The organism is Terriglobus albidus, assembly GCF_025685425.1.
GTDB lineage: Bacteria > Acidobacteriota > Terriglobia > Terriglobales > Acidobacteriaceae > Terriglobus > Terriglobus albidus.
Genome location: NZ_JAGTAS010000032.1, coordinates 133758 through 156775, shown reverse-complemented (window position 1 = coordinate 156775; position 23018 = coordinate 133758). Strand labels below are relative to the sequence as shown.

Sequence of the window (23018 nt, the reverse complement as noted above, 5' to 3'; positions counted from 1 at the left end):
TCTTGGGAACACGGCGGGTTCCGGGAAGCGGTGACTTCGGAGAGGAACTCGCCGCTTTTGTCTTTTAAGCGGAGCCTTCTCTGCTGAATCGCCATTAACCAATGAACGGTACGTATCCCGCCGACTCGAAAGTGTGGCATTCCTTCCTGTCCTAAAGGGGCTTTCCCGGAGCCCTTCCGCCGCAGTAGCTTGGAAGGCGCTGGGCTCCTTGTCTCTCATCGTGAAATTGAACGAATCTGGAGGGTGTGCCGATGCTGATCGTCTTCGTCCTTTTTTTATTTGGTTTTGTCGCTGGCCTGCGTGCTTTGACGTCTCCGGCAGGTGCAAGCTGGGCGGCGCATCTTGGGATGCTTACCGTAACCGGAACATCGCTTGCCTTCATGGGATCGAAATGGACTGCGTTGATTTTCACGGTGCTTGCCATCGGCGAGTTGATTAACGATAAGCTGCCGAAGACGCCGAGCCGCAAGGTGCCGCCGCAGTTCATTGCCCGTATCCTGATGGGCGCGCTGGCCGGAGGAACCGCCGGTGCGGCACACAGTGTGCTCGGTTACGGTGTGGTTCTGGGTATCCTTGGAGCTGTTTCCGGAACCTATGGCGGCGCCTGGCTGCGGGCAAAGCTGACCGAGGCGACGAAGTCTGCGATCGGTGCGGCGCTGCTGGAAGACGCTTTGGCTATTGTGCTGGTGATTACCGCAATCCGGGGGGCTGCATGACCGAACGCTATGACGCCATTATCATCGGGGCCGGCCAGGCCGGCCCGGCTCTCGCGGCACGTCTGAACGCCGCGGGACAAACCGTGGCGCTGGTCGAGCGCAAGCTCGTAGGCGGAACCTGCGTCAACGTAGGCTGTACGCCCACCAAGGCGATGGTGGCCTCGGCTCACGCAGCCCATATCGCCCGCCGCGGGAACGACTATGGCGTCAGACTCAAAGGCACAGTGTGTGTTGATCTGGAAGCCGTAATGGCCAGGAAAAACGGTATCGTCGAAGCCTCGCGCAAGGGACTCCTTTCCTGGATCGGTAGCATGGAGCACTGCACCCTGATCCAGGGGCAGGCGGCCTTTGAATCACCGACGACCGTCCGGGTGGGGGATCGTCTCCTGGAGGGAGCCCGCATCTTTCTGAATGTAGGGGCACGGCCCATGTCCACCGTAGAGGGCCATGAAGGCGTACCCGCGCTGACCAGCACGACCATCCTGCAGCTGCGCGAGCTCCCTCAGCATCTGGCGGTTGTCGGCGGCAGCTTTATCGGCCTGGAATTCGCGCAGATGTTCCGCCGCTTCGGCAGCGAGGTGACGGTTGTCGAACGGAATCCGCGCATCATCTCCCGCCAGGATGAGGATGCCAGCTCCGAGCTTCAGGCCATTATGGAGGCGGAGGGTGTGAAGTTCCGGACACACGCCAACTGCATTCAGTTACACAACAGCGAGCGCGGCATCAGGGTCTCGCTCGACTGCGAGCAGGGAGAGCCGGAGGTGGAGGCATCGCACGTCCTGCTGGCCACTGGACGCAAGCCCAATACGGACGATCTCAATCTGCGGGCGGCAGGCGTGCAGATGGACGCTCACGGCTTTGTAGTCACCGATGAGCATCTCCGCACCACCAGCCCAACCGTGTGGGCAATGGGAGACTGTAACGGACGCGGCGCGTTCACCCATACGTCCTGGAACGACTACGAGATTGTCGCCGATAACCTGCTCGACGGCGGCACTCGATCTGCGGCGGATCGTATTCCGGCCTATGCGCTCTTCAGCGATCCTCCGCTGGCGCATATTGGAATGACCGAAAGCGAGGTGCGGCAGAGCGGGAAACCCGCACTGATCGGCAATCGCCCGATGTCGCGTGTAGGACGCGCGGTGGAAAAGGGTGAGTCCTCCGGCTTCATGAAGGTGCTGGTTGACGCCGAATCGCGCCGCATTCTGGGAGCGACGATTCTCGGCGTCGGCGGCGATGAGGCAATTCACTCCCTGTTGACCTGCATGTACTCGCGGCAGACCTACGATCTTGTCGCCACGGCGGTGCATATTCATCCTACGGTCGCGGAACTGCTCCCCACCATCCTGCAGGAGCTCAAGCCTCTGGCGTAGCTATGCCTGGTCGCCGCACATTTTCCCGCTTCACCAACCCTTTCGGGTGTGGTGCACTGCATTGCAGCGGGTGATATTGTTTCTCTACTGCTATATCCCCCCAGGGAGGGCTGCTTATGAACTCCCCGATCCGTGTACTCACTGTCGACGACCATCCTTTGATGAGGGATGGCATTGCTTTCATCATGCAGAAGGCGCCAGACATGGAGCTTGTGGCTGAAGCGACGAACGGAGCCGAGGCTGTAACCGCGTACCGCAAGTACCGTCCGGATGTCACGCTGATGGATCTGCAGATGCCCGTCATGAACGGTATCGAAGCGATTCAGGCGATCCGGGAAGAGTTTCCCAAAGCGCGCATCGTCGTGCTGACGACCTACTCCGGCGATGTGCACGCAACCCGCGCGCTGCAGGCCGGAGCGATGGGCTTCATCCTGAAGAGCATGCTCGGTACCGAGCTGATTGATACCATCCGTGCGGCGCATCAGGGACGCAAGCGCATCTCGGATGAGATCGCTCATGGCATGGCAGAGCATCTCGGCTCGGAGTCGCTCTCCACGCGCGAGCTCCAGGTGCTGCAGGCGGTTGCCTCGGGCTGCTCGAACAAGATCGTCGCCGACCGCCTCAGCATTTCAGAAGATACGGTGAAGGGCCACATGAAAAATGTGCTCGCGAAGCTGCAGGCCAACGACCGTACTCATGCAGTTCTGATTGCGCTGAAGCGGGGCATACTGGAAGCCTGATCCGCGCAGGTACCGGCAGAGACCTCGGCTTGGAAAGCGGCTGATCCATCGGTCATACTGCTTGACATGAGAGATAAGCCGGGGCCCGCGGTAAAAGACGATCGCGTGACTTCAAGAATCATTACCGATCTCAAGTCACGGATCGCCGATGGGAGATTACGTCCCGGGGAACGGCTCGCAACCGAACGGGAGCTGGCCGAGGAGTTCGGGGTCAATCGCGCTTCGGTACGACAGGTATTGAAGGTTCTCGAAACGATGGGTGTCCTTACCCAGCGTGTTGGCGATGGTACGTACTTGAGTCTGACCGCTGAAAACATATTGGATGAACCAATAGAGTTCCTCTTGCTGCTGGAGGATATTCGCGGCGAGGAGCTCTTCCAGACCCGGATCCTGATGGAGCCGGAGCTTGCGGCTCGTGCCGCGGAGCGTGCGGATTCCGGAGATATCGGAGCTCTGGCGCGGGCCATCGAAGATCTACGCTCCAGTACCTCCTCCACGGAGCGAGTCCTGGCGGACCTCAGTTTTCACGATGCGGTTTACAGAGCAAGTGGCGACAGGATCTGTCAGATCCTCTTCAAGCGCCTGCATCGGGTCACCATGGATTCCATGATGAGCCTCTCCGGCATCGAGCTTGAGCGTCCTCTCCATTTTCATGAACGAATTGCGAGCGCGATTCGTGCGCACGACCCGGAGGCAGCGCGCAGGATTATGCGCGAGCATCTTGAGGACGCAAACGCCCGGTACGTGTCGCTTCGCAAGCGGCGCAGCCGGGCGCCACGGAAATAAAATCATTTGACACTGCTGCAAATGCGTGGATAGACTTCGGGACAATTGGATGAACCAATTATTCCTGCAATGAGCGCACCCTCGAAAACCTGTTGGCGGGTTCTGTACCTGCTGACGTTCGCAATGGGGATCAGCTTTGTCGATCGAGGCACATTATCGATCGCACTGGTGAGCATCAAACGCGAACTGCATCTGGACGAGTCCCAGTTGGGGGTTCTTGGTTCGGCTTTTTTCATGACCTATACGGTCATGCAGCTCGTTGCCGGCAAGCTGCTGGCACGTATGAACGCCATCACTCTCTATGCGGCAGCATTCCTGGTGTGGTCTTGTGCGACTGCGTTTACTGGTTTCACGCGTGACGTTCATGTCTTCGGGGTATCGATCAGCAGCTTCTATGTCCTGTTCGGCCTCAGGCTTTTACTCGGCTGCGGCGAGTCAATCTCATATCCTGCGACGGCGGTTTTGATTACAGGTCTATTCCCGGAAGGGCTGCGGGGTACGGCGAACAGCCTGATTGACGCGGGATCAAAGATCGGACCGGCGCTCGGCATCATGCTCGGCACGACAGTCCTATTGGTAATCGGCTGGAGAGGGATGTTCTTATGGCTCGGATTGCTGAGCCTGCTATGGCTTCCTGTCTGGCTTATGAGTACGCGTTCGCTTGATGTTGTTGTTGCTCCGAGCACCTTTTCCCGCTCCCTGGGGTATCGGCAGATCGCATCTCAGGGTTCATTCTGGGGAGCTACGGTTGGCCATATCGGCGGCAACTACGCATGGAGTCTTTTCGTCGTGTGGCTGCCATATTACGTTGAACATGCGGGCTTCTCAGGTAAGCGACTGGTGTGGATGAGTTCCATGCCATTCTGGCTTCTCACCGTCGCATCTGTTGGAAGCGGGTACCTTTCAGATCGCCTCATACGCCTGGGGTCGCTGCCGATCCGTGTAAGAAAAGCGACGGTATGCATTGGATCGATCGGTTGCGCTGCCTGTTTATTGGCTGCTTCTCAGGTGTCTTCCATTGTTCTGCGGCTTGTGCTTGTTCTCGGAGCCAGCTTTTGCCTGGGTCTGTTTTCGTCAAATAACTGGGCCCTGGCGCAGGCTCTCTCTGGCGAAGAGGCAGCCGCAAAGTGGACGAGTCTGCAGAATCTTTTTGCGAACGCTTCAGCCACGCTGGCGGCCTGGATTACCGGTGTTGTCCTGTCGCGCACCTCGAGTTTTTCCGCCGCTTTTCTGATTGCCAGCACAGTGCTTTTGATCGGGGCAGCGGCATATTGGTTCGGTATCGACGATCGCGGGCCGGTGGTCTGGGAACAAGAGTGTATAGGAGAGGTGAGTGATGCGTGCTTGCGTGATACACGGTCCGCTCGACTTGAGAGTTGAGGAACGAGCAGTTCCAGAGGTAGGGAAGGCGCAGGTGGCCGTGCGGCTGGGAGCAGGCGGCATCTGCGGTTCGGATCTTCACTATTTCCACGACGGCAGAGTCGGCAGCTTCGAGGTTCGGCAGCCGATGGTGTTAGGCCACGAAGTCGCAGGAACTGTCGTTGCTGTTGGCGAAAGCGTGACGGAGCTGCAAGCAGGGACGCGCGTAGCCGTGAACCCGGCACGTCCTTGTCTCGCATGTCGTGAATGTCTTTCCGGCCGGGCGAATCTATGTACCGATGTCAGATTTTATGGAAGTGCCGCTCGTTTCCCCCATGTGGATGGAGCATTCTCTGAGGTCTTTATTGCCGAAGAATCACAGTGCGTGGCGATCAGTGACCAACTCCCATTCTCTGTAGCGGCCTGCGCGGAACCACTCGCGGTTGCGCTTCATGCTGTTCGCCGTGCGGGCAATCTGCTCGGCAAGCGGGTCCTGATCACGGGGTCTGGTCCGATCGGTTTATTGACAATCCTATGCGCAAAGCTTGCCGGCGCGTTTGAGGTGACCGTTACCGATCAATTGGACGAGCCTCTCTCGAAGGCACAACTGTTCGGCGCCTCCAGAGTCGTCAACATCACCCGGGAGCGGTTGGTGGAGGATGGTTTTGATGTTGCGATCGAAGCTGCCGGAGCTATTGCCGCTCTCACAACATGCTTGCAGCATGTCCGTCCCGGCGGCCGGGTGGTCCAACTCGGATCTTTGCCGTTAACCACGACGGAGTCGCTTCGGTTGCCGACACTTGTTACGCGGGAGATTGAACTTGTCGGAAGCTTCCGGTTCTACGAGGAGTATCGAATGGCTGTTGCGCTACTCGAATCGCGCAGCATCGATCTATCGCCCATTCTTACTGCCGAAGTTCCGCTTGAGCGCTCCATTGAAGCATTCAACCTGGCGTCTGATCGCAGACGTGCGATTAAGGTGAGTCTGGTTCCATGAACAAGATGGATCTATTCAACGTCGCCGGAAAACGCATTTTGATTACCGGCTCCAGCCGAGGCATCGGCAAGACATTAGCCGAGGGCTTTCTGCGGGCGGGCGCGGTCGTGATTCTGAATGGCCGTTCGGAATCCTCCCTGCGTAAAGTGCAGCAGGAGTTCATCCATTCCGGATTCCATCCCGAGATTGCAGCGTTTGACGTGTTGGATGAGAGCGCGGTCCAGAAGGCTATCGACAAGATTCAATCCATCGATGTGCTCATCAACAACGCAGGCATTCAGCGCCGTGCTGCCTTGCACGAGACACCTCTGGAATTGTGGAACGACGTCCTCCACACTAATCTGACGAGTGCTTTTCTGGTCGCCCGCGAGGTCGTCCAGAGTATGTTGTCGCGTGGGCGTGGTGGAAAGATCATCAACATTTGTTCGCTGATGAGTGGTTTTGGCCGCCCGACGACAGGCCCCTATACCGCCTCCAAGGGAGGCCTGAAGATGCTCACACAGGCCATGTGCGCCGACTGGGCACGATTCGATATCCAGATTAATGGGATCGCGCCGGGCTACTTTCTCACCGAGATGACGCAGGCGCTCAAAGATGACGAAGTATTCAACAACTGGCTATTGCAACGAACACCATCTCGTCGCTGGGGCCGGCCAGAGGAATTGATTGGAGCTACTTTGTTCCTTGCTTCCGAGGCATCATCTTTCGTGAATGGGCAAGTATTCTATGTCGATGGCGGCGTGAGCGCTGTTCTCTGACGGGAGGCCCCCTTTGCGGCAACGGAATCGGTCACAAATCGGAAAGTAGACACAATCAGGCAAAGAGTCCGCAGGAATAGGAGAACGCGGAGGAAGCCTCTCCGCGTAGTCTTGACGATGAGGTCGTTGCATACGCTCTGCGCATGACCGCCGTTGCCCACGAGGCATGATCTGTTTGCCGGTGCACGACTCTCAGTCCACCTGGAGCATTTTCCCTGCAGGTGTAGAGTAGGGCTTCGGCATCTATGGGCGTTTTCCGCAATGAAAACGCCGCTGCACTCCATCTTCCGGGATACCCAGCAACAGGGAAAATGCTCTTAAAACTCGCGTACCAAAAGCATCGGAAAGGAAACTTCTATGCCGCATGTTGTCGTGAAGCTATGGCCCGGTAAGTCCGAAAAACAGAAAGAGCACTTGGCAATGGAGATCACCGATAGTGTTATGTCTGTGCTCGACTACGGAGCAGAGTCGGTCTCGGTTGCTGTCGAAGAGATCGCGCCGCGCGACTGGGCGGGCAAGGTCTATCGCCCCGAGATTGAGCAGAAGTGGGATCAGCTCTATAAAAAGCCCGAATACACGATGGAGTAGAGAGGTTAAGGCATGAGCCAATGGCTGAAGAGCGAACTGGATAGTATTGCCGCAACCGACGATCTGCATATCTCGCCGTTCCGCGAGGACGGAGTCACGTACGGCACGCCAACATGGATCTGGTCAGTCGTCGTCGATCAGGGACTGTATGTTCGTGGATACAACGGCCCGGCGTCCACGTGGTATCAGGCTGCTGTGCGCCAGAAAGCAGGGCGTATTCGAGCGGCAGGCATCACGAAGGAGGTTATGTTCGAGCCGGTAGAGGGGCCGATTCAGGAGCAAATTGATGAAGCATACAAGAAGAAGTACGCCACCAGCCCTTATCTGAAGCCGATGATCGGCGATCGTGCGCGCTCGGCAACGATAAAGATCGTTCCCCGGTAGACTAGCGAAGATAGATGTCGATACCGTAGCTGAATCAAAGGAGCAAAGCAGAGATGGAGATCAAGAAAGTAGGGACGCAGTCATCGACGAAGGGACCAGCAGAGTGGTTTACCGGCACCGTCCGTATCGATCCACTCTTTCAGGCTCCGGAGCCGGCGCGTGTGAATGGTGCGAGTGTCACCTTCGAGCCCGGAGCGCGGACCGCCTGGCATAGTCATCCGCTGGGCCAGACGTTGATCGTAACCGCAGGCTGTGGATGGGTACAGCGCGACGGCGGGCCTGTGCAGGAGATTTATCCAGGGGATGTGGTCTGGATTGAACCGGGCGAGAAGCACTGGCACGGAGCGTCCCCGACAACCGCCATGACCCATATCGCTGTTCACGAGCGCCAGGGCGATAAAGTTGTGGATTGGTTCGAACATGTCACGGACGAACAGTACCGCAAGGCTTAAAAGAGAAGGTCCTGCCGGAAACCGGCGGGACTTCGTGTACCTTCCGTGACCGTACTCTCGGCTTGACCGTTCTGATTGATTATCAATAATCTGACGGGGCGAAAGGTTCCCGTGAAGGTTTGGAAGACCGCATACCCGTGGCTCGTCGTTGTCCTGCTGCTGTTTGTCTGGATGCTCAACTATCTGGACCGGCAGGTCATCTTCTCCATCTTTCCGTTATTGCAGGCAGAACTTCATATCTCCACGGTGCAGCTCGGGTTGCTGGGGACCTCGTTCCTGTGGGTGTATGCCTTCAGCAGTCCGTTGGCAGGGCATCTTGCTGATCGTTTCGGCAGCAAGCGGATGATCTGTCTCAGCCTGCTGGTATGGTCGCTGATCACACTGCTGACCGGCCATATACGGGGATACAGACAACTGGTCGCGATGCGATCGCTGATGGGCATCAGTGAGGCCTGTTATCTGCCGGCGGGCCTGGCCATGATCGCAGCGTACCACGGTACACGGACACGGTCGCGGGCTGTGAGCCTGCACTACAGCGGAACCTATCTGGGCACCGTACTGGGAGGAACGCTGGGCGGCTGGATCGGTTCGCATCAGGGATGGCGCAGCGTCTTCAACATCCTTGGCGGGGTGGGCGTGCTCTACGCCCTTGTGCTGATGAGTCTGCTGCGGAATCCTTCCGCGGAGACATATGCGGAAGAGCCTCCGGCACGAGGAACGGGATTGAATGAATCAGCCTCGGTGATTCTGCGCACGCCGGGTTACAAGTCATTGTTGAGTGTCTTCGGCATTGCATCCATCTGCGACTGGGCGATCTACACGTGGTTTCCGCTGTACCTATATGAGCGCTTCCACTTCTCGCTCGCGGCCGCAGGCTTCACTGCGACCTTCTGGATTCGCGCGGGCGGCTTCCTCGGCCTGCTCTGTGGTGGCCTGCTCGCAGATCGCTGGGCTCGCAGCTCTCCACGTGGCCGCGTCTGGACGCAGACCGTAGGTCTGGGCCTGGCGGCGCCGTGCCTGATCGTTAGCAGCGTGACCGGCCAGGTAACTCTGTTGTGCGTCGCCATGCTGTTGTTCGGGTTAGGAAAGGGAATGTACGACGGCAACACGATGCCGGTCCTGTGTGAGGGCATACCTGCCGGGATGCGGGCCACTGCGTTCGGCTTCCTGAACTTTGCGGGCACCATCCTGGGCGGAGCGGTGGCGCTCGCCGCCGGCATTCTGAAGGCATCGATTGGGCTGAATGGAACATTTCTTGGCTGCGGCATGCTGATGCTGGTTGCGGCAGCGATTACGGCGCGGATTCGTATGCGCTCTCTAAGTGCCGTGAATGTGGCAAGGGTTTAAAGGGGATCGACAAATTGATTTCTTGTTTTGTCAGGAATTTGGGCTTTCCCTTACCACCCTAGCGTTGCGAACGTTCACCCCAACGAACAAAGTTCGTTGGGGACCCCGAGGGGGTGGGGCACCCCGGCAGGGTTACTGGAGGCGCGCTCTATAACAGGAGGAGGAATGCAGCAGAGACTTCGATTTTGCATTGCTTTGATCTTCGCCTTTGCCGCAGCCATGGCTTGGGCACAGGTGGAAAGCGTCAACCTGTGGAACGCGGGCATCGGCGGCTATGCGACGTATCGTGTACCCGGCATCGTGAAGACCAGGCGGGGAACGTTGCTTGCTTATTGTGGGGGCCGCAAGGATCTGTCAAAAGGAGACTGGTCGCCGACCGACATCCTGTTACGCCGCAGTATCGATGGTGGCCATACTTGGGAGCCATCGCGGCTGATCGCGGGCAATGGGCAGGACCTCACCGACAACGCGGTGATGATTGCTGAGGGCAAAACAGGCGAGGTGCACCTTCTCTACCAGAAGAACTATGCGAAGGTCTTCATCCGGAATAGCAGTGACGACGGTAAAACCTTCTCGCAGGAGCGCGAGATCACGGATGTCTTCGATCAGTTCAAGCCCGACTACGACTGGAACGTGGTCACGCCGGGAGTTGGGCACGGCATTCAACTGCGAAATGGACGGCTGCTGGCATCCATCTGGATTGCGAACGGCAAGCTGAATCCTGACGGGACGCGAGCGCACGCTCCTGCGGCAGTCGGCACCATCTATAGCGACGACCGCGGCCGCACATGGAAGCGCGGCGCACTGGTGGCGCGAGATTCCGCCGAGATCGTCAGCCCGAATGAGACAGTGGCTGCCCAGCTTCCGGATGGCAGAGTCATGGTGAACATCCGCACCGGAGGCGCAGAACATCTCCGCGCTGTTGCAACGAGTAAGGACGGTATCTCCGGATGGTCGAAGCCGCACTTCGATCCACAGCTCTTCGACCCGACATGCGATGCAGGTCTGGTGGTCGATGCGGCGGAGAAGCTTGTGTACTTCTCGAACCCCGACTCTCGCGACGTGTCCGGGGTAAAAGACCGTAAGTGGCGCGCTCGGGAGAACCTGACCCTCAAGGTGAGCGAGGACGACGGACGGACATGGTCGCATGAACGCGTCCTCGATCCCGGCGTGGCTGGATACAGCGATATTGCCTCGGGAAAAGAGGAGCTCTATGTCATCTATGAGAGCGGCTCGCTCCAGGGCTCCCAAGCGAAGCCGGCTCATATTTCTGTAGCCCGGGTGACAAAGTCATGGTTGATGCAGGGGCCACAACCCAAGCCGTGGAGCGCGCCGGAATGAGCCGTACCTCAAATTGCGGCGCTGCTTCAGCATCTAGTAGCATCATCGCTGTGCCTACCAAGCAACTGAAGCCAATCCGGACGCTCAGCAAATCACGCGGAGTGTTTGAGGAGTTGAGGCAGGCAATCTGCTCCGGCGACCTGGCTCCGGGAACGCCTTTACGCGAAGCACATATCGCGAAGCAACTCCATGTCAGTCAGGTTCCAGTGCGTGAGGCTCTCCTGCAGCTTGAGCACCTGGGGCTTGTGGTTCGGGTTCAGGATCGTGGCACCACCGTCACCAAACTCACGCGGCATGAAATTCTGCAGATGATGGAAGTTCGCTGTCACCTGGAGGTGATGGCTTTCCACCTGGCAGCGAAGCACCTGACCGATGATGTCGTTCTCGAACTGAAGCGGCATCTCCGCCGCATGCAGGATATGGTTGCTGACGGGGATCACGTCGCTGTGGCTGAGGAGGATTTCGCCTTTCACCGTACCGTGTGGCACGCCTCCGGCAATGAAGTGCTGGAGCAGACTCTTGAGCGCCTCTGCGCCGCGGCCTATGCCTTCGTCAGCTTGAAGCGCGCGGCAGCGGGGGAAACCCTGAAATCGACGGTGAAGTCACACCGCAAGCTGCTGGAAGATTTGCTCTCTCTTGATGAGAAGCGCATTACCGCGGGCGTGCGGGAACATATCGTGTCCACTACGATTCCAGATTCAGTCACGGACTAGCCTGGTGGGAGCAGCGGGCTTCAGCCCGCTGACAAAGGCGTAAAAGTAGATGGGCTTGAGCCCTGGGCCTTCTTTGTCTTTTCAGGGAAAAGCCCAGGGCTGAAGCCCATTTCTATATTGGCCGAGGGACCGTGGGCTAAAAGCCCACGGCTCCCACCCGGTTCGAGCTTCGCTCGAATAACTAGGGCATATCGAAAGATTCTGGAGCCCATATCTTGGCTTACTGGGTGAACTCTCATGTCGTCCTGAGCGGAGCGAGGGACCCGCTTTCGGGCTCTCCGAGTGATACATTATCAATAATCGCTAATATCCCGGAGGCTCCCTTTGTCCCTACATCCGTTCGCCGGTATCTACGCCGCATTGCTCACGCCATTGACTCCCGATGGACAGCTGAACGCTCCCGCTGCGCAGAAGCTTCTACTCGAACTCACTTCGCAGGGATTGGATGGAGCTTATGTTGCGGGAACCACCGGCGAGGGCATGCGTCTCTCAATGGAGATCCGCAAATCGCTGGTGGAGGCAGTGCTGGAGGTTCTACCGGCAGGGAAGCGGATCTTTGTGCATGTGGGCACTCCCGATGTGCGCGACGCCATCAAGCTCGCGGAGCATGCCGCCGCCAAGGGAGCGGATGCCATCAGCAGTCTGCCCCCCGCGCTGGATTCTCAGCAGGTGATGGCCTTTTATAAAGAGCTGGCACAGCACTCTCCACTGCCACTGCTTGTCTACTACTTCCCTAAGGCTGCTCCGCTCGCATTTCAGAAGCCGCAGGAGCTGCTGGAGATCTGCGATCTTCCGAATGTGCTCGGCGTCAAGTTCACGGACTTCAATATGTACCTGCTGAACTCGCTGGCGAAACGGGGCAAACTGGTCTTCAACGGTTATGACGAAGCTCTGGCGGCAGGCTTGCTGATGGGCGCTCAGGGAGGTATCGGAACCACCTACAACCTGCTGGGGCCGGTTTATCTCGATATTTACCAGGCTGTACAACAAGGGGACTGGGAGACGGCACGCAGCCTGCAATATGACGCGAACGCGGTGCTCGACATCCTCTTCCGTTATCCATTCTTTCCCGCGGTACGCGAAGCTGTCCGACACATGGGCATCGATTGCGGACCGATGGCCAGCGGCGAGGACTTCGCCTCGGATGTACAACGTAAGGCTTTCATCCAGGACATGGATGCCAATCTGCCGAAGCGGATCTTGCATCGGATCCAGTGGCCAGTCGCGAGCGGACGATGATCGTGACGATGGATATCCAGGTTTGTCATCCTGAGCACGAGCGAAGAACCCGCTTTTATTCAGCCACAAATCCGGGGTGAACCATTCGAGCATAGCTCGAAACGGTGGGAGCCGTGGGCTTCAGCCCACGGTCACCAGTATTGTTAAGGAATGGGCTTTAGCCCTGGGCTTTTCGGTTATTTAGACACAAGCCCAGGGCTAAAGCCCATCATGTTTTGTGGCTTGTTATCAGCGGGCTGAAGCCCGCTGCTCCCACCCAATCCAAGTAGGAACGTGTGAAACACGCCCTCGTAACCAGGACTACGAAATGTCGATATGCCTCATCGTTCCGAAGTAAATGTCCCCAGTGGCAATCCCTTTCCGTTGTAGACGTAGCAATCTACGCCGCCATTCCAGGCATATCGAACGTAGCGGGGCATCTTTACCGCTACCGCCCTCACCACGATGGTTTCGCCATCAATCGTCGCTTCCGCAGGAGAGAACTTGTGATCGTCTCCTGCAACTTCGAATTCGGTCATGGGATTCATGTCGCTGTGAAGGCCGGTTGCATGGGTGAGCCATACCCGCATCGCTTCGCCTTCCTGCGTCGCCTGCATGAAGGTGGGAGACTCACCCTGCACCTTCTCGCCATAGACCGACTCTCGAGCGACCAGCGCCAGGCGGTGTGCCACGGTCTGTTTGTCGGATGGATGTACGTTGTTGTGATTGCCGACATCGAGTGTGACGGCCATGCCGGTCTGTCCCAACTCCAACGTCCTCCGTTGTGCATCCCGCACCAGTCCCCATCCATCGTTAACATGGCCAAAGTTCGAGATCTGGACATAGAGAAATGGGAAGATTCCCTGGCCCCACTGGCGACGCCAGTCCTGGATAAGGGCTGGGAAGACACGCGCATAGTACGGTGCACGTTCCGGCGCGGTATCTGTTTCGCCCTGGTACCAGATCACGCCTTTGATCCCGAACTTCGTGAACGGTGCGACCATACCGTTGTATAGAGTGGACGGAGTCCAGCTGCCGTAGTGGTCATACGAGATGCGGCCATGCGTAGGGACCTCCTTGCCTGCTTCCTTGAGAGCCGCATCGTCGAGGGCGTATCGCGCCTTCAATGCATCGGCACGTCCCTGATCGATTGCGATCCGCGCCGCGTCCTTAGCGACCGATGGCAGGTCTGCATAGGCGATTCCTTCGCCGCTGATCCAGGCATGTGCCGGCGTGCCGCCCCAGGTGGAATCGATCACGCCGATGGGGATGTGTTCTTCCTGCATGAGCTCGCGGCTGAAGAAATAACCCACGGCCGAAAAGTCTTTTGCTGTCTCCGGTGTGCACAAGGTCCATGTATCCTGCGCATCGCTCTGAACGACAGGAGAGGTGCGGTGCCTCTCGCGCAGAAGACGGATCTTCGGCTGCGTGGATGCGGCGATCTCCTGATCGCCATTCAGGAGTGGAGCGCCGGTAAAGCCCTTCAGCGGGAACTCCATATTGGACTGACCGGAGGCGAACCAAACGTCGCCGACCAGCAGGTCACTTCTCTTCAACGGAGCGCTGCTCTGTGAACCGGTTACTGTCAGCTCATAAGGGCCTCCTGCTTCCTCAGGACGCAGCCAAAGTTCCCAGTCTCCATCGCCGTTTGCTGTCGCAGTTGCCGTCTGTGCATGAAAGGTGACGGTGACGGTCTCCTGCGCGGCGCTCGTTCCCCAGACGTGGATCGGTCGGCTGCGTTGCAGCACAGCATGGTCAGAGAGCACGTTGGGAAGGCGAACTTCCGCAGCCGCAGAGAGGCTGCCGATCGAGAACAGCGCAAAGGAGAGAAGGGCGTTGCGATTCATCAAAGCTCCACAAGGGGTGTCGGATGGGGATTAAGACAGCAGGATAAGCATAAGCGGAGTGAGCGTCATGTTCTGTGGCTTGTTAGCAATTTAGGTATTCCTAACCCACCCTAGCGATGCGAGCATTCACCCCAACGAGCAAAGTTCGTTAGGGACCCCGAGGGTGGGGCACCCGGGCCGGATGAGAATAAGCGCTAAAGTCGCGCTCTATACCAGCCTGGGGCAACGCCCCAGGTATAAGGCTCTATAGTTCTTCAGTGAAAGGCGAGTCTCGGTGTTCGTTCCCACCGATGACAAGGAAGACTTCTCCATTCCCAAAAGAGCCAGGCCCAGTAGACAATCTCTGTGTCAATTTATTGGGGGTGAAGTATCGTGCAACGAACCAGCCGGCTGGGTGTCCTGTTCGCTGTGGCAGGCGCAGGCTTCCTCTTATTACGGGTCCCTGAGCTCCATACGGTTTCAGCAGCCGGGACGCCGCAAAAACAGGTTGGCTGGCTTGCCTACAACGGCGGAAAAGACAATGCACACTACTCTCCCCTGACACAGATTACGCCGGAGAACGTTTCGCAATTGAAGCAGGTGTGGCGCTTCGATGTTGGTACCAGCGGTGGGCTACAGACAAACCCCTTAGTAGTGGACGGCACGTTGTATGCCTACACACCCACGCTTCAGGTGGTAGCTTTGAATGCTGCCACAGGAGAGAAGCAATGGAGCTTCGATTCCGGCATTACGGCGGGGCAGCCGAGCCGGGGTTTTTCCTGGTGGAGCGATGGCCGCGAGAAGCGTCTCTATGCCTTCATCATGAGTTATGTGTATGCACTGAATCCGGAGGACGGGAAGCCGATCTCTTCTTTCGGAGAGCATGGAAGAATCGATCTGCGCAAAGAACTAGGAGCGGATGATTTTCAGGGATTGCCGGTAGCGGCAACGACCCCTGGAGTGATCTTCCACGATCTGTTGATCGTCGGCTTCCGTACTGCTGAGACAAAGCCTGCGGCGCGTGGCGATATCCGTGCCTATGACGTGAGGACAGGAAAGCTGCAATGGAGCTTCCACACGATTCCTCATTCCGGAGAGCCCGGTTACGACACTTGGCCCGTGGGAGCATGGCAGAAAGCAGGAGCGGCGAATAACTGGAGCGGCATGGCTCTCGATGAGAAGCGGGGCATCGTTTATGTGCCTACCGGATCCGCCGCGTCGGACTTCTACGGAGCTGATCGTACCGGCAATAACCTGTACGCGAATACGTTGCTCGCGCTGGATGCGGGGACCGGCAAACTACTGTGGCACTTCCAGGGAGTACATCACGACATCTGGGATCGTGATTTCCCGTCGCCACCCACGCTGCTGACCGTCGCTCAGGGGGGAAAGAAGATCGACGCTATCGCCCAGCCGACGAAGCAAGGCTTTCTATTCGTACTGGACCGCGTTACCGGCAAGCCGCTCTTCCCTGTGGAAGAGCGTCGTTTTCCAGCCTCTGACATTGAGGGGGAGACCACTTCGCCAACGCAGCCTGTACCGACGATGCCTGCGCCCTATGCCCGCCAGGAGCTGACGGAGTCGATACTCAGCACGCGCACCCCCGAAGTACACGAGCAGGTGTTGAAAGAGTTCCGTGCCATGAAGGGTGGCAGCCTCTTTGTTCCGATGAGTTTGGACAAGCAGACGATCGTGTTTCCCGGCTTCGATGGCGGCGCGGAGTGGGGCGGTTCGGCGGTGACTCCGGCGGGTGTGCTCATTCTGAACGCCAACGATATCCCCTGGACGGGAGGCCTGACCAAGGCCAAAGCCAACGCGAGCCCGGGCGAGGCGGTCTATCAGGGGCAGTGCGCGTTCTGTCACGGTAAAGAACGGAAGGGAAATCCGCCGGAGTTTCCATCGCTGGTCGATATTGGCAGCCGCATGTCGGTGCCCGAGATCGAGCAGCGGATTCATGGCGGCTCCGGACGCATGCCATCATTCCCTGGGCTGACTGGAGAGAAGCTCCATGCACTGCTCGGTTACCTGACCGGAACGGAGGATACGAAATCTCCTGGAGGCGGGCGAGAGTTGGCAAGCAAAGGCGTGGACGACGCACCATACCAGTTCACCGGCTACCGAAAGTTCCAGGATAAGGACGGCTATCCGGCGGTACAGCCGCCATGGGGAACCCTGAATGCCATCGATTTGAATACGGGGATGTATCTCTGGCGGGTGCCGCTCGGCGAGTATCCCGAACTGGTGAAGCAGGGCATGCCGAATACAGGATCGGAAGGATATGGCGGGCCGGTAGTCACGGCCGGGGGTGTTGTCTTTATCGGGGCGACGCTCTACGACCGCAAGTTCCGGGCCTTCGATGCGAAAACCGGTAAGCTTCTCTGGTCCGCGGATCTGCCATACGCCGGCGCCGCGACTCCGGCAACCTACTCGGTGAATGGCAAGCAGTATGTGGTGATCGCGGCAAGCGGTGTCCGTGACAAATCGGGTCCACAGGGTGCGGCATACATTGCCTTTGCTTTGCCGTAAGCTGGTTGTGTCCGTTGTAAACGTTCTCTGGAGGAAGTTGATTTTGAAACTCACAAAGATGATTGTGTTTGGCGTCAGCCTCGCTCTGGCGCCGTTGTCGCAGGCCCAGCATGCGGCCCCAGCGCCAAAGCTTGCGCCGCGTCCGCCGATGGGTTGGAACAGTTGGGACTCCTACGGTCTGCGTGTCAATGAGCAGCAGTTTCGAGAAAACGTTTCCTCGCTGGTCAGCAAGCTCAAACCTGCCGGATACAACTACGCCGTCATCGACGAAGGCTGGTTCCTGAAGAATCCGGAATCGCGCCCGCACCCTGAGCTGCTGCAGTATGAACTGGACGCCAACGGCCGCTATATCCCGGTGCCGGCGCGCTTTCCCTCCGCGCTGGTCAACGGAAAGAACGTTGGCTTCACGCCCGTGGGCCAGTGGGTTCATAGCCAGGGTCTGAAGTTCGGCATCCACATCGTCCGTGGCATTCCGCGCGAGAGCGTGAAACAGAACCTTCCCATCGAGGGCTCGAAGTTTACAGTAACCGACGCTGCCGACCAGACAGATGCCTGCCCCTGGGATCCAACCAACTGGGGCGTGAAAGATACACCTGCCGGTCAGGCATGGTATGACGCGTTGCTGAAGCAATACGCCTCATGGGGCGTCGATTTTCTCAAGGTCGACTGCATCTCCGATCATCCCTACAAGGTCAGCGAGATCAAGCAGATCAAGCTCGCGATCCAACGCAGCGGGCGTCCCATCGTGCTGAGCCTTTCGCCAGGACCTACAGCGCTGGAGCACGCCGAAGAGGTGATCTCGCTCTCGCAGATGTGGCGCATTTCGGATGACATTTGGGATGTATGGGAGACAAATGCAAAGTTTCCCCGAACAGTCAAAAGTCAGTTCGCTGTTGCGGCTCAGTGGAGCAGGTTCGCCGGGCCGGGTCACTGGCCCGATGCCGATATGTTGCCGGTGGGAGAGCTGCGTCCGTCTCCGGATGTCGGCCCCGGTCCACGTCACACGCGCCTCACTCCAGCTGAGCAGAGAACACAGCTGAGTCTCTGGGCCTTTGCCCGCAGTCCGCTCATCGTCGGTGCAAACCTCACACTGCTCGATGATGCGACGGTGAGTCTCCTGACGAACAAGGAGATCCTCCGCATCGATCAGATGGCGACGGCAAGCAGGCAGGTGCTGCATGAAGGCGACACAATCGTATGGACTGCAGACCTTCCGGGCAGACAGTACGCAGTCGGCATCTTCAACGTCGGTGATTCAGCCACAACCTTCCAGCGAGAGCTAACCGGACTGCAGCTACCCGCAGGCAAGTTCCATCTGCGCAACGCCTGGGAGGGAACCGAAGAACGCGGAGCCTCAAAGATCGATGTAAAGCTCGAGCCGCACGCCACAGCGGTATTTGTGCTGCAGCGGAATTGAAACACCTCTTTGCCGTCTTAGCGAGCATTTCCCTGTAGATCTCGTGTAAGGCTTGCGCGTCTATGGGCGTTTTCCGCAATGAAAACGCAGCTGCACTCCTCTTCCGGGATACCCAGCAACAGGGAATGCTCTAAGGCAAGGCCGGACAGTGAGAGAAATGCTCACAGTCCGGCTTTGTCTTTGATTAGTACGTGAATACGCGGCGCCAGGCATTGCTGAAACGAGAAGATGGGGTTATTGTGATGCAGGCGGTCGAATCGTCGAGTAGGGAACGCCTGACGACCTGGTGCAACGTGCGTCGTGCACATGCAAGGTCGGCAAACCGAACCCGTGCTCACACCCGCCGATGAGGCGTTGATGGTATGAGCAGTCTCCGGATCGCAGTTCTTGATAGCGGTGTCAACCCATTACATCCTCACGTTGGTCGCCTTGCGGCAGGTGTGTGCGTCACTGCTGAAGGCAGAGGTGAGGACACGCTCGATCGCCTTGGATATGGAACAGCCGTAGCGGCGCTGATCCACGCACTGGCTCCCGAAGCAACAATTGTGCCGGTGCGTATCTTCGATAAAACCCTCTCGACCACTCTGCCATCGCTGGTGCGTGCTCTGGAATGGTGTGCGGCCAACTCGATCCAGATCGTCAACCTGAGTCTTGGCACAACCGATGAAAGTTACCAGGAATCTTTCGAGAAAGCCGCTGCGCACATCGCCGCTGCCGGCGCGGTGCTGGTAGCGCCATACGCGATGGAGGAGAAGCTGCTGCTGCCGGGCTCTCTGCCGGGCGTTATCGGTGTGGTCTCCGACACCACCTGCGGCGATGCTGCATGTACGGTGAAGCAGGTGAGCGGCAAGATTGTCTTCGGCGCACAACCCTACCCTCGTGAAATTCCCGATGCTTCTCGAGAGTTGAATCTTGTTGGCGTCAGCTTCTCTGTGGCGCGTGTCTCGGCCTATTTCGCACGTATCTGGCCCAGCCGAAGAGTTGGCGAGCGCTGGGAAGAGAACCTGTTTTTCCGCCCTGCCATCCAAAACGCCAGAACGCAGCGTCCTGACGAAACATAAAACAGGCGGCAGTACCGGAGGGTGATTCCCGCACCATACGTATCTGGCGCCCTTAGAGCATTTTCCCTGTTGCTGGGTATCCCGGAAATAAGTGCAGCGGCGTCTTCATTGCGGAAACGCCCATAGATGCGGAAGCCCTACTCTACGCCTACAGGGAAAATGCTCTAACTCTTTCTGGCCTAAAACAGAAAGCAGACCATACAATTTCTGAATGAGATCGTCGGCCCCAAAGCTTGCAGATATTGCCAAGGCTGCAGGTGTCTCTATTGCTGCTGTTTCCATCGCGCTCAATAAGACCGGCTCACCCCGCGTAAGTGCCCAATTGCGTGAGCGTATCATTCAGATCGCTCGTGAGATGGGCTATAAGCCCAATGAGCTGGCTCGGGCGCTTGCGGAAAAGCGAACCAGGCTGCTTGGGCTGGTTGTGCCCATGCGCGACCCCATCTTCTTTAACCAGTTCATCGCGCAGGCGCTCTCCGGCATTCAGAGCGCTCTCATGCGCCGGGGGTATAATCTGCTGATCTTTTCGCCGACCGGCAAACCGGGGCGCGAGACCCGCGACCAGATGCTGGAGAGCCGCTTTACCGACGGCATTATCTTTATCAACACCCGTTCTTGTACGTCTCAGGACGTGAACAAGACCATCGATGAGCTGCAACGTGCCCAGATCAAGTTCTCGATGATCAACTCCTATTACGGCAAGGCGCCCATCAACTATGTCGGTGTGGATGATGCTGCCATTGGCCAGGCGGCTGCTGAATATCTCGCGGAACATGGACACAAGCAGGTTGCGTTCTTCAGTGGGTCGTCGACGCTGCCCGGGCATCAACGGCTGGTCGCCGGACTGCGCAAGGGACTTGCAGGCTACGGTCTGGACCTGCCGCAGGATAGGATCGGCTGCACCGGTTATGAACGGGCCGAGGGGATCCGGATTCTGGACCGGTGGTTCGCCAACAAGCGCAAACGCCCGACGGCGATCTTTACCGCCGATGATCAGCTTCTGCTGGACTTCTATGACTACGCCGAGATGCGCGGCATCTCGATCCCCGGTGATATCGCGGTGCTGAACCGCGGCAACACCGGCTCGAGCGACCATCTCCGCCCGCGGCCGACGACCTTCACCATTCCCACCTTCCGCATGGGCGAACTGGCAGCAGATCTGCTGATTGACACGATCGAAAACGCTGGGGTGTTGCCACAGCGGGTCTTTCTTCCCTACGAGCTCATCCCTGGCAGCACCGCCTGAGGTAGAACGGATACGTCGTTTACCTGGCAGGGTCTCACCCTTACAACGTTAAGGGTGGGAAAGGAAGCACATCCGTATAGATTCCCAGGTATTCCTTAACCCACCCGAGCGAGGGAAATAAAGACGCTTGACAATCGTTCCTTCCAGAAATTAAACGGTTAACCTTATTCATTGGGAGGTTTTTCGTGAAGCGTATCGCCCTGCTTGCCTTGACCCTGTTCCTTTCCTGCCGTCTTGTACATGCCACAACGAAGATCGATTTGGATGGCGCCGGCTGGAGCTTTCGCACCACCCTGGAGGAGCAATGGAAGCCGGTGAGTGTGCCGCACTCCTGGCTGGTCGATGAGGGGCACGAGAAGTACATTGGCCATGCCCTGTATCACCGTGACTTCGAGATGCCGGTGATGCCTGCAGGAAAGATCGCGCGGCTGCACTTCGATGCGGTCTACGATGTCGCCCAGGTCTGGGTGAACGGCAAGCTCGCGGGCACGCACGAGGGTGGGTACACCGCCTTCGACCTCGACATCACGCGTCTGGTGCATCCCGGTAACAATTACGTCGTTGTCGACGTCGACAACACGCCTACGTTTACTTCTATTCCGGCGTTGGCAACCGGTCATCCGTCGACAGACAAGTTCACGCCGGACGGTGTAGGTAAGGCAACGATCGTGGGCTGGCTGCCGTATGGCGGTATCGTTCGTCCGGTTCACATCGAGATCGGCGATCCGGTGTACTTCCGCAATGTGAAGATCGATGGCGATCCTGATCTGAAGACCGGTGTGGCGACCGTCACGGTTCGGGCAATCTTGCACAATGCCGGAGAGCGGGCCGCCTCCGCAACCGTCAAGGGAGAGATTGCCGGCCTGACCGTGACTCTTCGCGCCGTGAATGTCCCGGCGAATAGCGATGCCAGCGTTAGCTGGAAAGGTACGCTCAACAGCGCTCATCTGTGGAGCGTGCGCGATCCATTCCTGTATGACGCGAAGCTGCAGGTAGCCGATGATGAGTTCACTGCGCATGTTGGCGTCCGCAAGATCCAGGTCAGCGGCACGCGTCTGCTGCTGAATGGAAAAGAGGTGCATCTGAACGGCGCCAATCGCGTCTCGGAGGACATGAAGGAAGGTCTGCGCGAATCGGATGCGATTGTGGAGCGTGACCTGAGCGATATGCTGGCGGACAACATGCGCATGATGCGCATCGCTCACTATCCGCAGGCGCAGGCCGTACTCGACTTTGCCGACCGGCACGGCATGTTATTGATCCCCGAGGCAGGAAACTGGAACTTCAGCGCATGGCAGATGGCCGATCCTGGAATCCGTGCGCGCTGGAAGCAGCAGATGCAGGAAATGATGGAGCAGGACTGGAACCATCCCTCGGTCATCGCCTGGAGCGTCGGTAACGAGTACGAGTCGTATACGCAGGAAGGCCGTGACTGGACCCGCGACATGCGCGCCTTCACGCTCGGTCTGGATGCAACACGTTTGATCACCTTCGCCTCACGCTACACCGGAGACGCTGCAGTGAAGACAGGCGTCGATGAAGCAAGCCAGTACTGCGACTTTGTCTCTATCAATGTCTATGGCGACTATGCCAGGCGCTTCGATCGCGTCCATCAGCTCTTTCCGGACAAACCCATTTTCGTGACAGAGTTCGGCAAGATGGGCGAACCAGGTATCCACGACCCGCAGCGCATTGCGGATATCACTGAGGCGATGACGGCAGTGAAGCAGAGGCCCTACATGATTGGCGCCTCGCTGTGGACCTGGAACGACTATCGTTCGTTCATCCGTGGAACACCGGCTGACGGCATTCGCCGCTGGGGTGTAGTGAATACCGAGCGTGAGCGCCGCGATAGCTGGAAGGTGGTTCAAAAGCTCTTTGAGACAGAACTGCCGTAAGAGAGCCCATGCACCGGGGGGCCATGTCCTTTTAGGGACATGGGCCCGGCATTTGTTACCTGCTTGTCCTGATATCGTGATCCCATGCTTGGACTACGTACTCGAAAGATGAAGATAGTTGTCGCGGTCGCAGTCGTAGGGTTCTGTATCGGACTTGCGCTCTACTGGCACTATCTTTTCGTGTTCTATCCAGAGCATGCTGTCACAGCCTTTATGGGAACCCGGGAACATCGAACTGTAGCGAAAAGGCATTCGGAGTATGACTGGTATGT

20 protein-coding genes are annotated in these 23018 nt (G+C 58.0%); 19 read left to right on the top strand and 1 reads right to left on the bottom strand.

The features are described 5' to 3' along the window. Window positions 1–251: 251 nt before the first annotated feature. The 14 genes from OHL21_RS06700 (at window position 252) to OHL21_RS06635 (ending at window position 12793) form a co-directional block, all read left to right on the top strand. Entirely contained in the window at window positions 252–716 is a 465-nt protein-coding gene (locus tag OHL21_RS06700) for a DUF4126 family protein (protein WP_263416480.1), read from the top strand. Further along, on the top strand, window positions 713–2089 hold the full coding sequence (locus tag OHL21_RS06695) for an FAD-containing oxidoreductase (RefSeq protein ID WP_263416479.1): 1377 nt from the start codon (window positions 713–715) through the stop codon (window positions 2087–2089). The genes OHL21_RS06700 and OHL21_RS06695 overlap by 4 nt, the downstream gene beginning before the upstream one ends. A gap of 116 nt (window positions 2090–2205) precedes the next feature. Continuing rightward, window positions 2206–2829 (top strand): response regulator, encoded by a 624-nt coding sequence (locus OHL21_RS06690; RefSeq protein ID WP_263416478.1) that lies wholly within the window; start codon window positions 2206–2208, stop codon window positions 2827–2829. A 105-nt stretch (window positions 2830–2934) separates the two neighbouring features. Then, window positions 2935–3615 (top strand): FadR/GntR family transcriptional regulator, encoded by a 681-nt coding sequence (locus OHL21_RS06685; RefSeq protein WP_263416477.1) that lies wholly within the window; start codon window positions 2935–2937, stop codon window positions 3613–3615. A gap of 69 nt (window positions 3616–3684) precedes the next feature. Then, window positions 3685–4995, top strand: a complete 1311-nt coding sequence (locus OHL21_RS06680) for an MFS transporter (RefSeq protein WP_263416476.1) — start codon at window positions 3685–3687, stop codon at window positions 4993–4995. After that, window positions 4952–5971: an L-idonate 5-dehydrogenase gene (locus OHL21_RS06675; RefSeq protein ID WP_263416475.1), complete on the top strand. Its 1020-nt coding sequence runs from the start codon at window positions 4952–4954 to the stop codon at window positions 5969–5971. The genes OHL21_RS06680 and OHL21_RS06675 overlap by 44 nt, the downstream gene beginning before the upstream one ends. Next, window positions 5968–6729, top strand: coding sequence for an SDR family oxidoreductase (locus OHL21_RS06670; protein WP_263416474.1), 762 nt, complete (start codon window positions 5968–5970; stop codon window positions 6727–6729). The genes OHL21_RS06675 and OHL21_RS06670 overlap by 4 nt, the downstream gene beginning before the upstream one ends. Window positions 6730–7086: 357 nt before the next feature. Continuing rightward, window positions 7087–7317 (top strand): tautomerase family protein, encoded by a 231-nt coding sequence (locus OHL21_RS06665; RefSeq protein ID WP_263416473.1) that lies wholly within the window; start codon window positions 7087–7089, stop codon window positions 7315–7317. Window positions 7318–7329: 12 nt separating this feature from the next. Next, window positions 7330–7701, top strand: coding sequence for a DUF2255 family protein (locus OHL21_RS06660; RefSeq protein ID WP_263416472.1), 372 nt, complete (start codon window positions 7330–7332; stop codon window positions 7699–7701). 53 nt (window positions 7702–7754) lie between these two features. Further along, window positions 7755–8153: a (R)-mandelonitrile lyase gene (locus OHL21_RS06655; RefSeq protein ID WP_263416471.1), complete on the top strand. Its 399-nt coding sequence runs from the start codon at window positions 7755–7757 to the stop codon at window positions 8151–8153. Between the two features lie 111 nt (window positions 8154–8264). Then, complete coding sequence (locus OHL21_RS06650) at window positions 8265–9500, top strand: MFS transporter (protein WP_263416470.1); 1236 nt, start codon at window positions 8265–8267, stop codon at window positions 9498–9500. A gap of 165 nt (window positions 9501–9665) precedes the next feature. Next, window positions 9666–10841 carry a sialidase family protein gene (locus OHL21_RS06645; protein WP_263416469.1) on the top strand — a complete coding sequence of 392 codons (1176 nt, stop codon included), beginning with the start codon at window positions 9666–9668 and terminating at the stop codon, window positions 10839–10841. Further along, window positions 10838–11554 carry a GntR family transcriptional regulator gene (locus tag OHL21_RS06640; protein ID WP_263416468.1) on the top strand — a complete coding sequence of 239 codons (717 nt, stop codon included), beginning with the start codon at window positions 10838–10840 and terminating at the stop codon, window positions 11552–11554. Before OHL21_RS06645 ends, OHL21_RS06640 begins: the two co-directional genes overlap by 4 nt. A gap of 324 nt (window positions 11555–11878) precedes the next feature. Next, on the top strand, window positions 11879–12793 hold the full coding sequence (locus OHL21_RS06635; protein ID WP_263416467.1) for a dihydrodipicolinate synthase family protein: 915 nt from the start codon (window positions 11879–11881) through the stop codon (window positions 12791–12793). Between the two features lie 320 nt (window positions 12794–13113). Here the strand turns inward: OHL21_RS06635 and OHL21_RS06630 are convergent, their stop codons facing one another. Then, a complete protein-coding gene (locus OHL21_RS06630; protein WP_263416466.1) occupies window positions 13114–14619 on the bottom strand; it encodes a sialate O-acetylesterase in 1506 nt (501 codons plus the stop codon). Window positions 14620–14991: 372 nt separating this feature from the next. Here OHL21_RS06630 and OHL21_RS06625 point away from each other — a divergent pair, with 372 nt between their 5' ends. The 5 genes from OHL21_RS06625 (at window position 14992) to OHL21_RS06605 (ending at window position 22746) form a co-directional block, all read left to right on the top strand. Further along, window positions 14992–17124, top strand: coding sequence for an outer membrane protein assembly factor BamB family protein (locus OHL21_RS06625; protein WP_263416465.1), 2133 nt, complete (start codon window positions 14992–14994; stop codon window positions 17122–17124). 43 nt (window positions 17125–17167) lie between these two features. Then, window positions 17168–18541 carry a glycoside hydrolase family 27 protein gene (locus OHL21_RS06620; protein ID WP_263416464.1) on the top strand — a complete coding sequence of 458 codons (1374 nt, stop codon included), beginning with the start codon at window positions 17168–17170 and terminating at the stop codon, window positions 18539–18541. Between the two features lie 362 nt (window positions 18542–18903). Next, on the top strand, window positions 18904–19602 hold the full coding sequence (gene qhpE / locus OHL21_RS06615; protein ID WP_263416463.1) for a subtilisin-like serine protease QhpE: 699 nt from the start codon (window positions 18904–18906) through the stop codon (window positions 19600–19602). A 211-nt stretch (window positions 19603–19813) separates the two neighbouring features. Further along, complete coding sequence (locus OHL21_RS06610) at window positions 19814–20848, top strand: LacI family DNA-binding transcriptional regulator (protein WP_263416462.1); 1035 nt, start codon at window positions 19814–19816, stop codon at window positions 20846–20848. 185 nt (window positions 20849–21033) lie between these two features. Continuing rightward, entirely contained in the window at window positions 21034–22746 is a 1713-nt protein-coding gene (locus tag OHL21_RS06605; protein WP_263416461.1) for a glycoside hydrolase family 2 protein, read from the top strand. Window positions 22747–23018 lie beyond the last annotated feature (272 nt).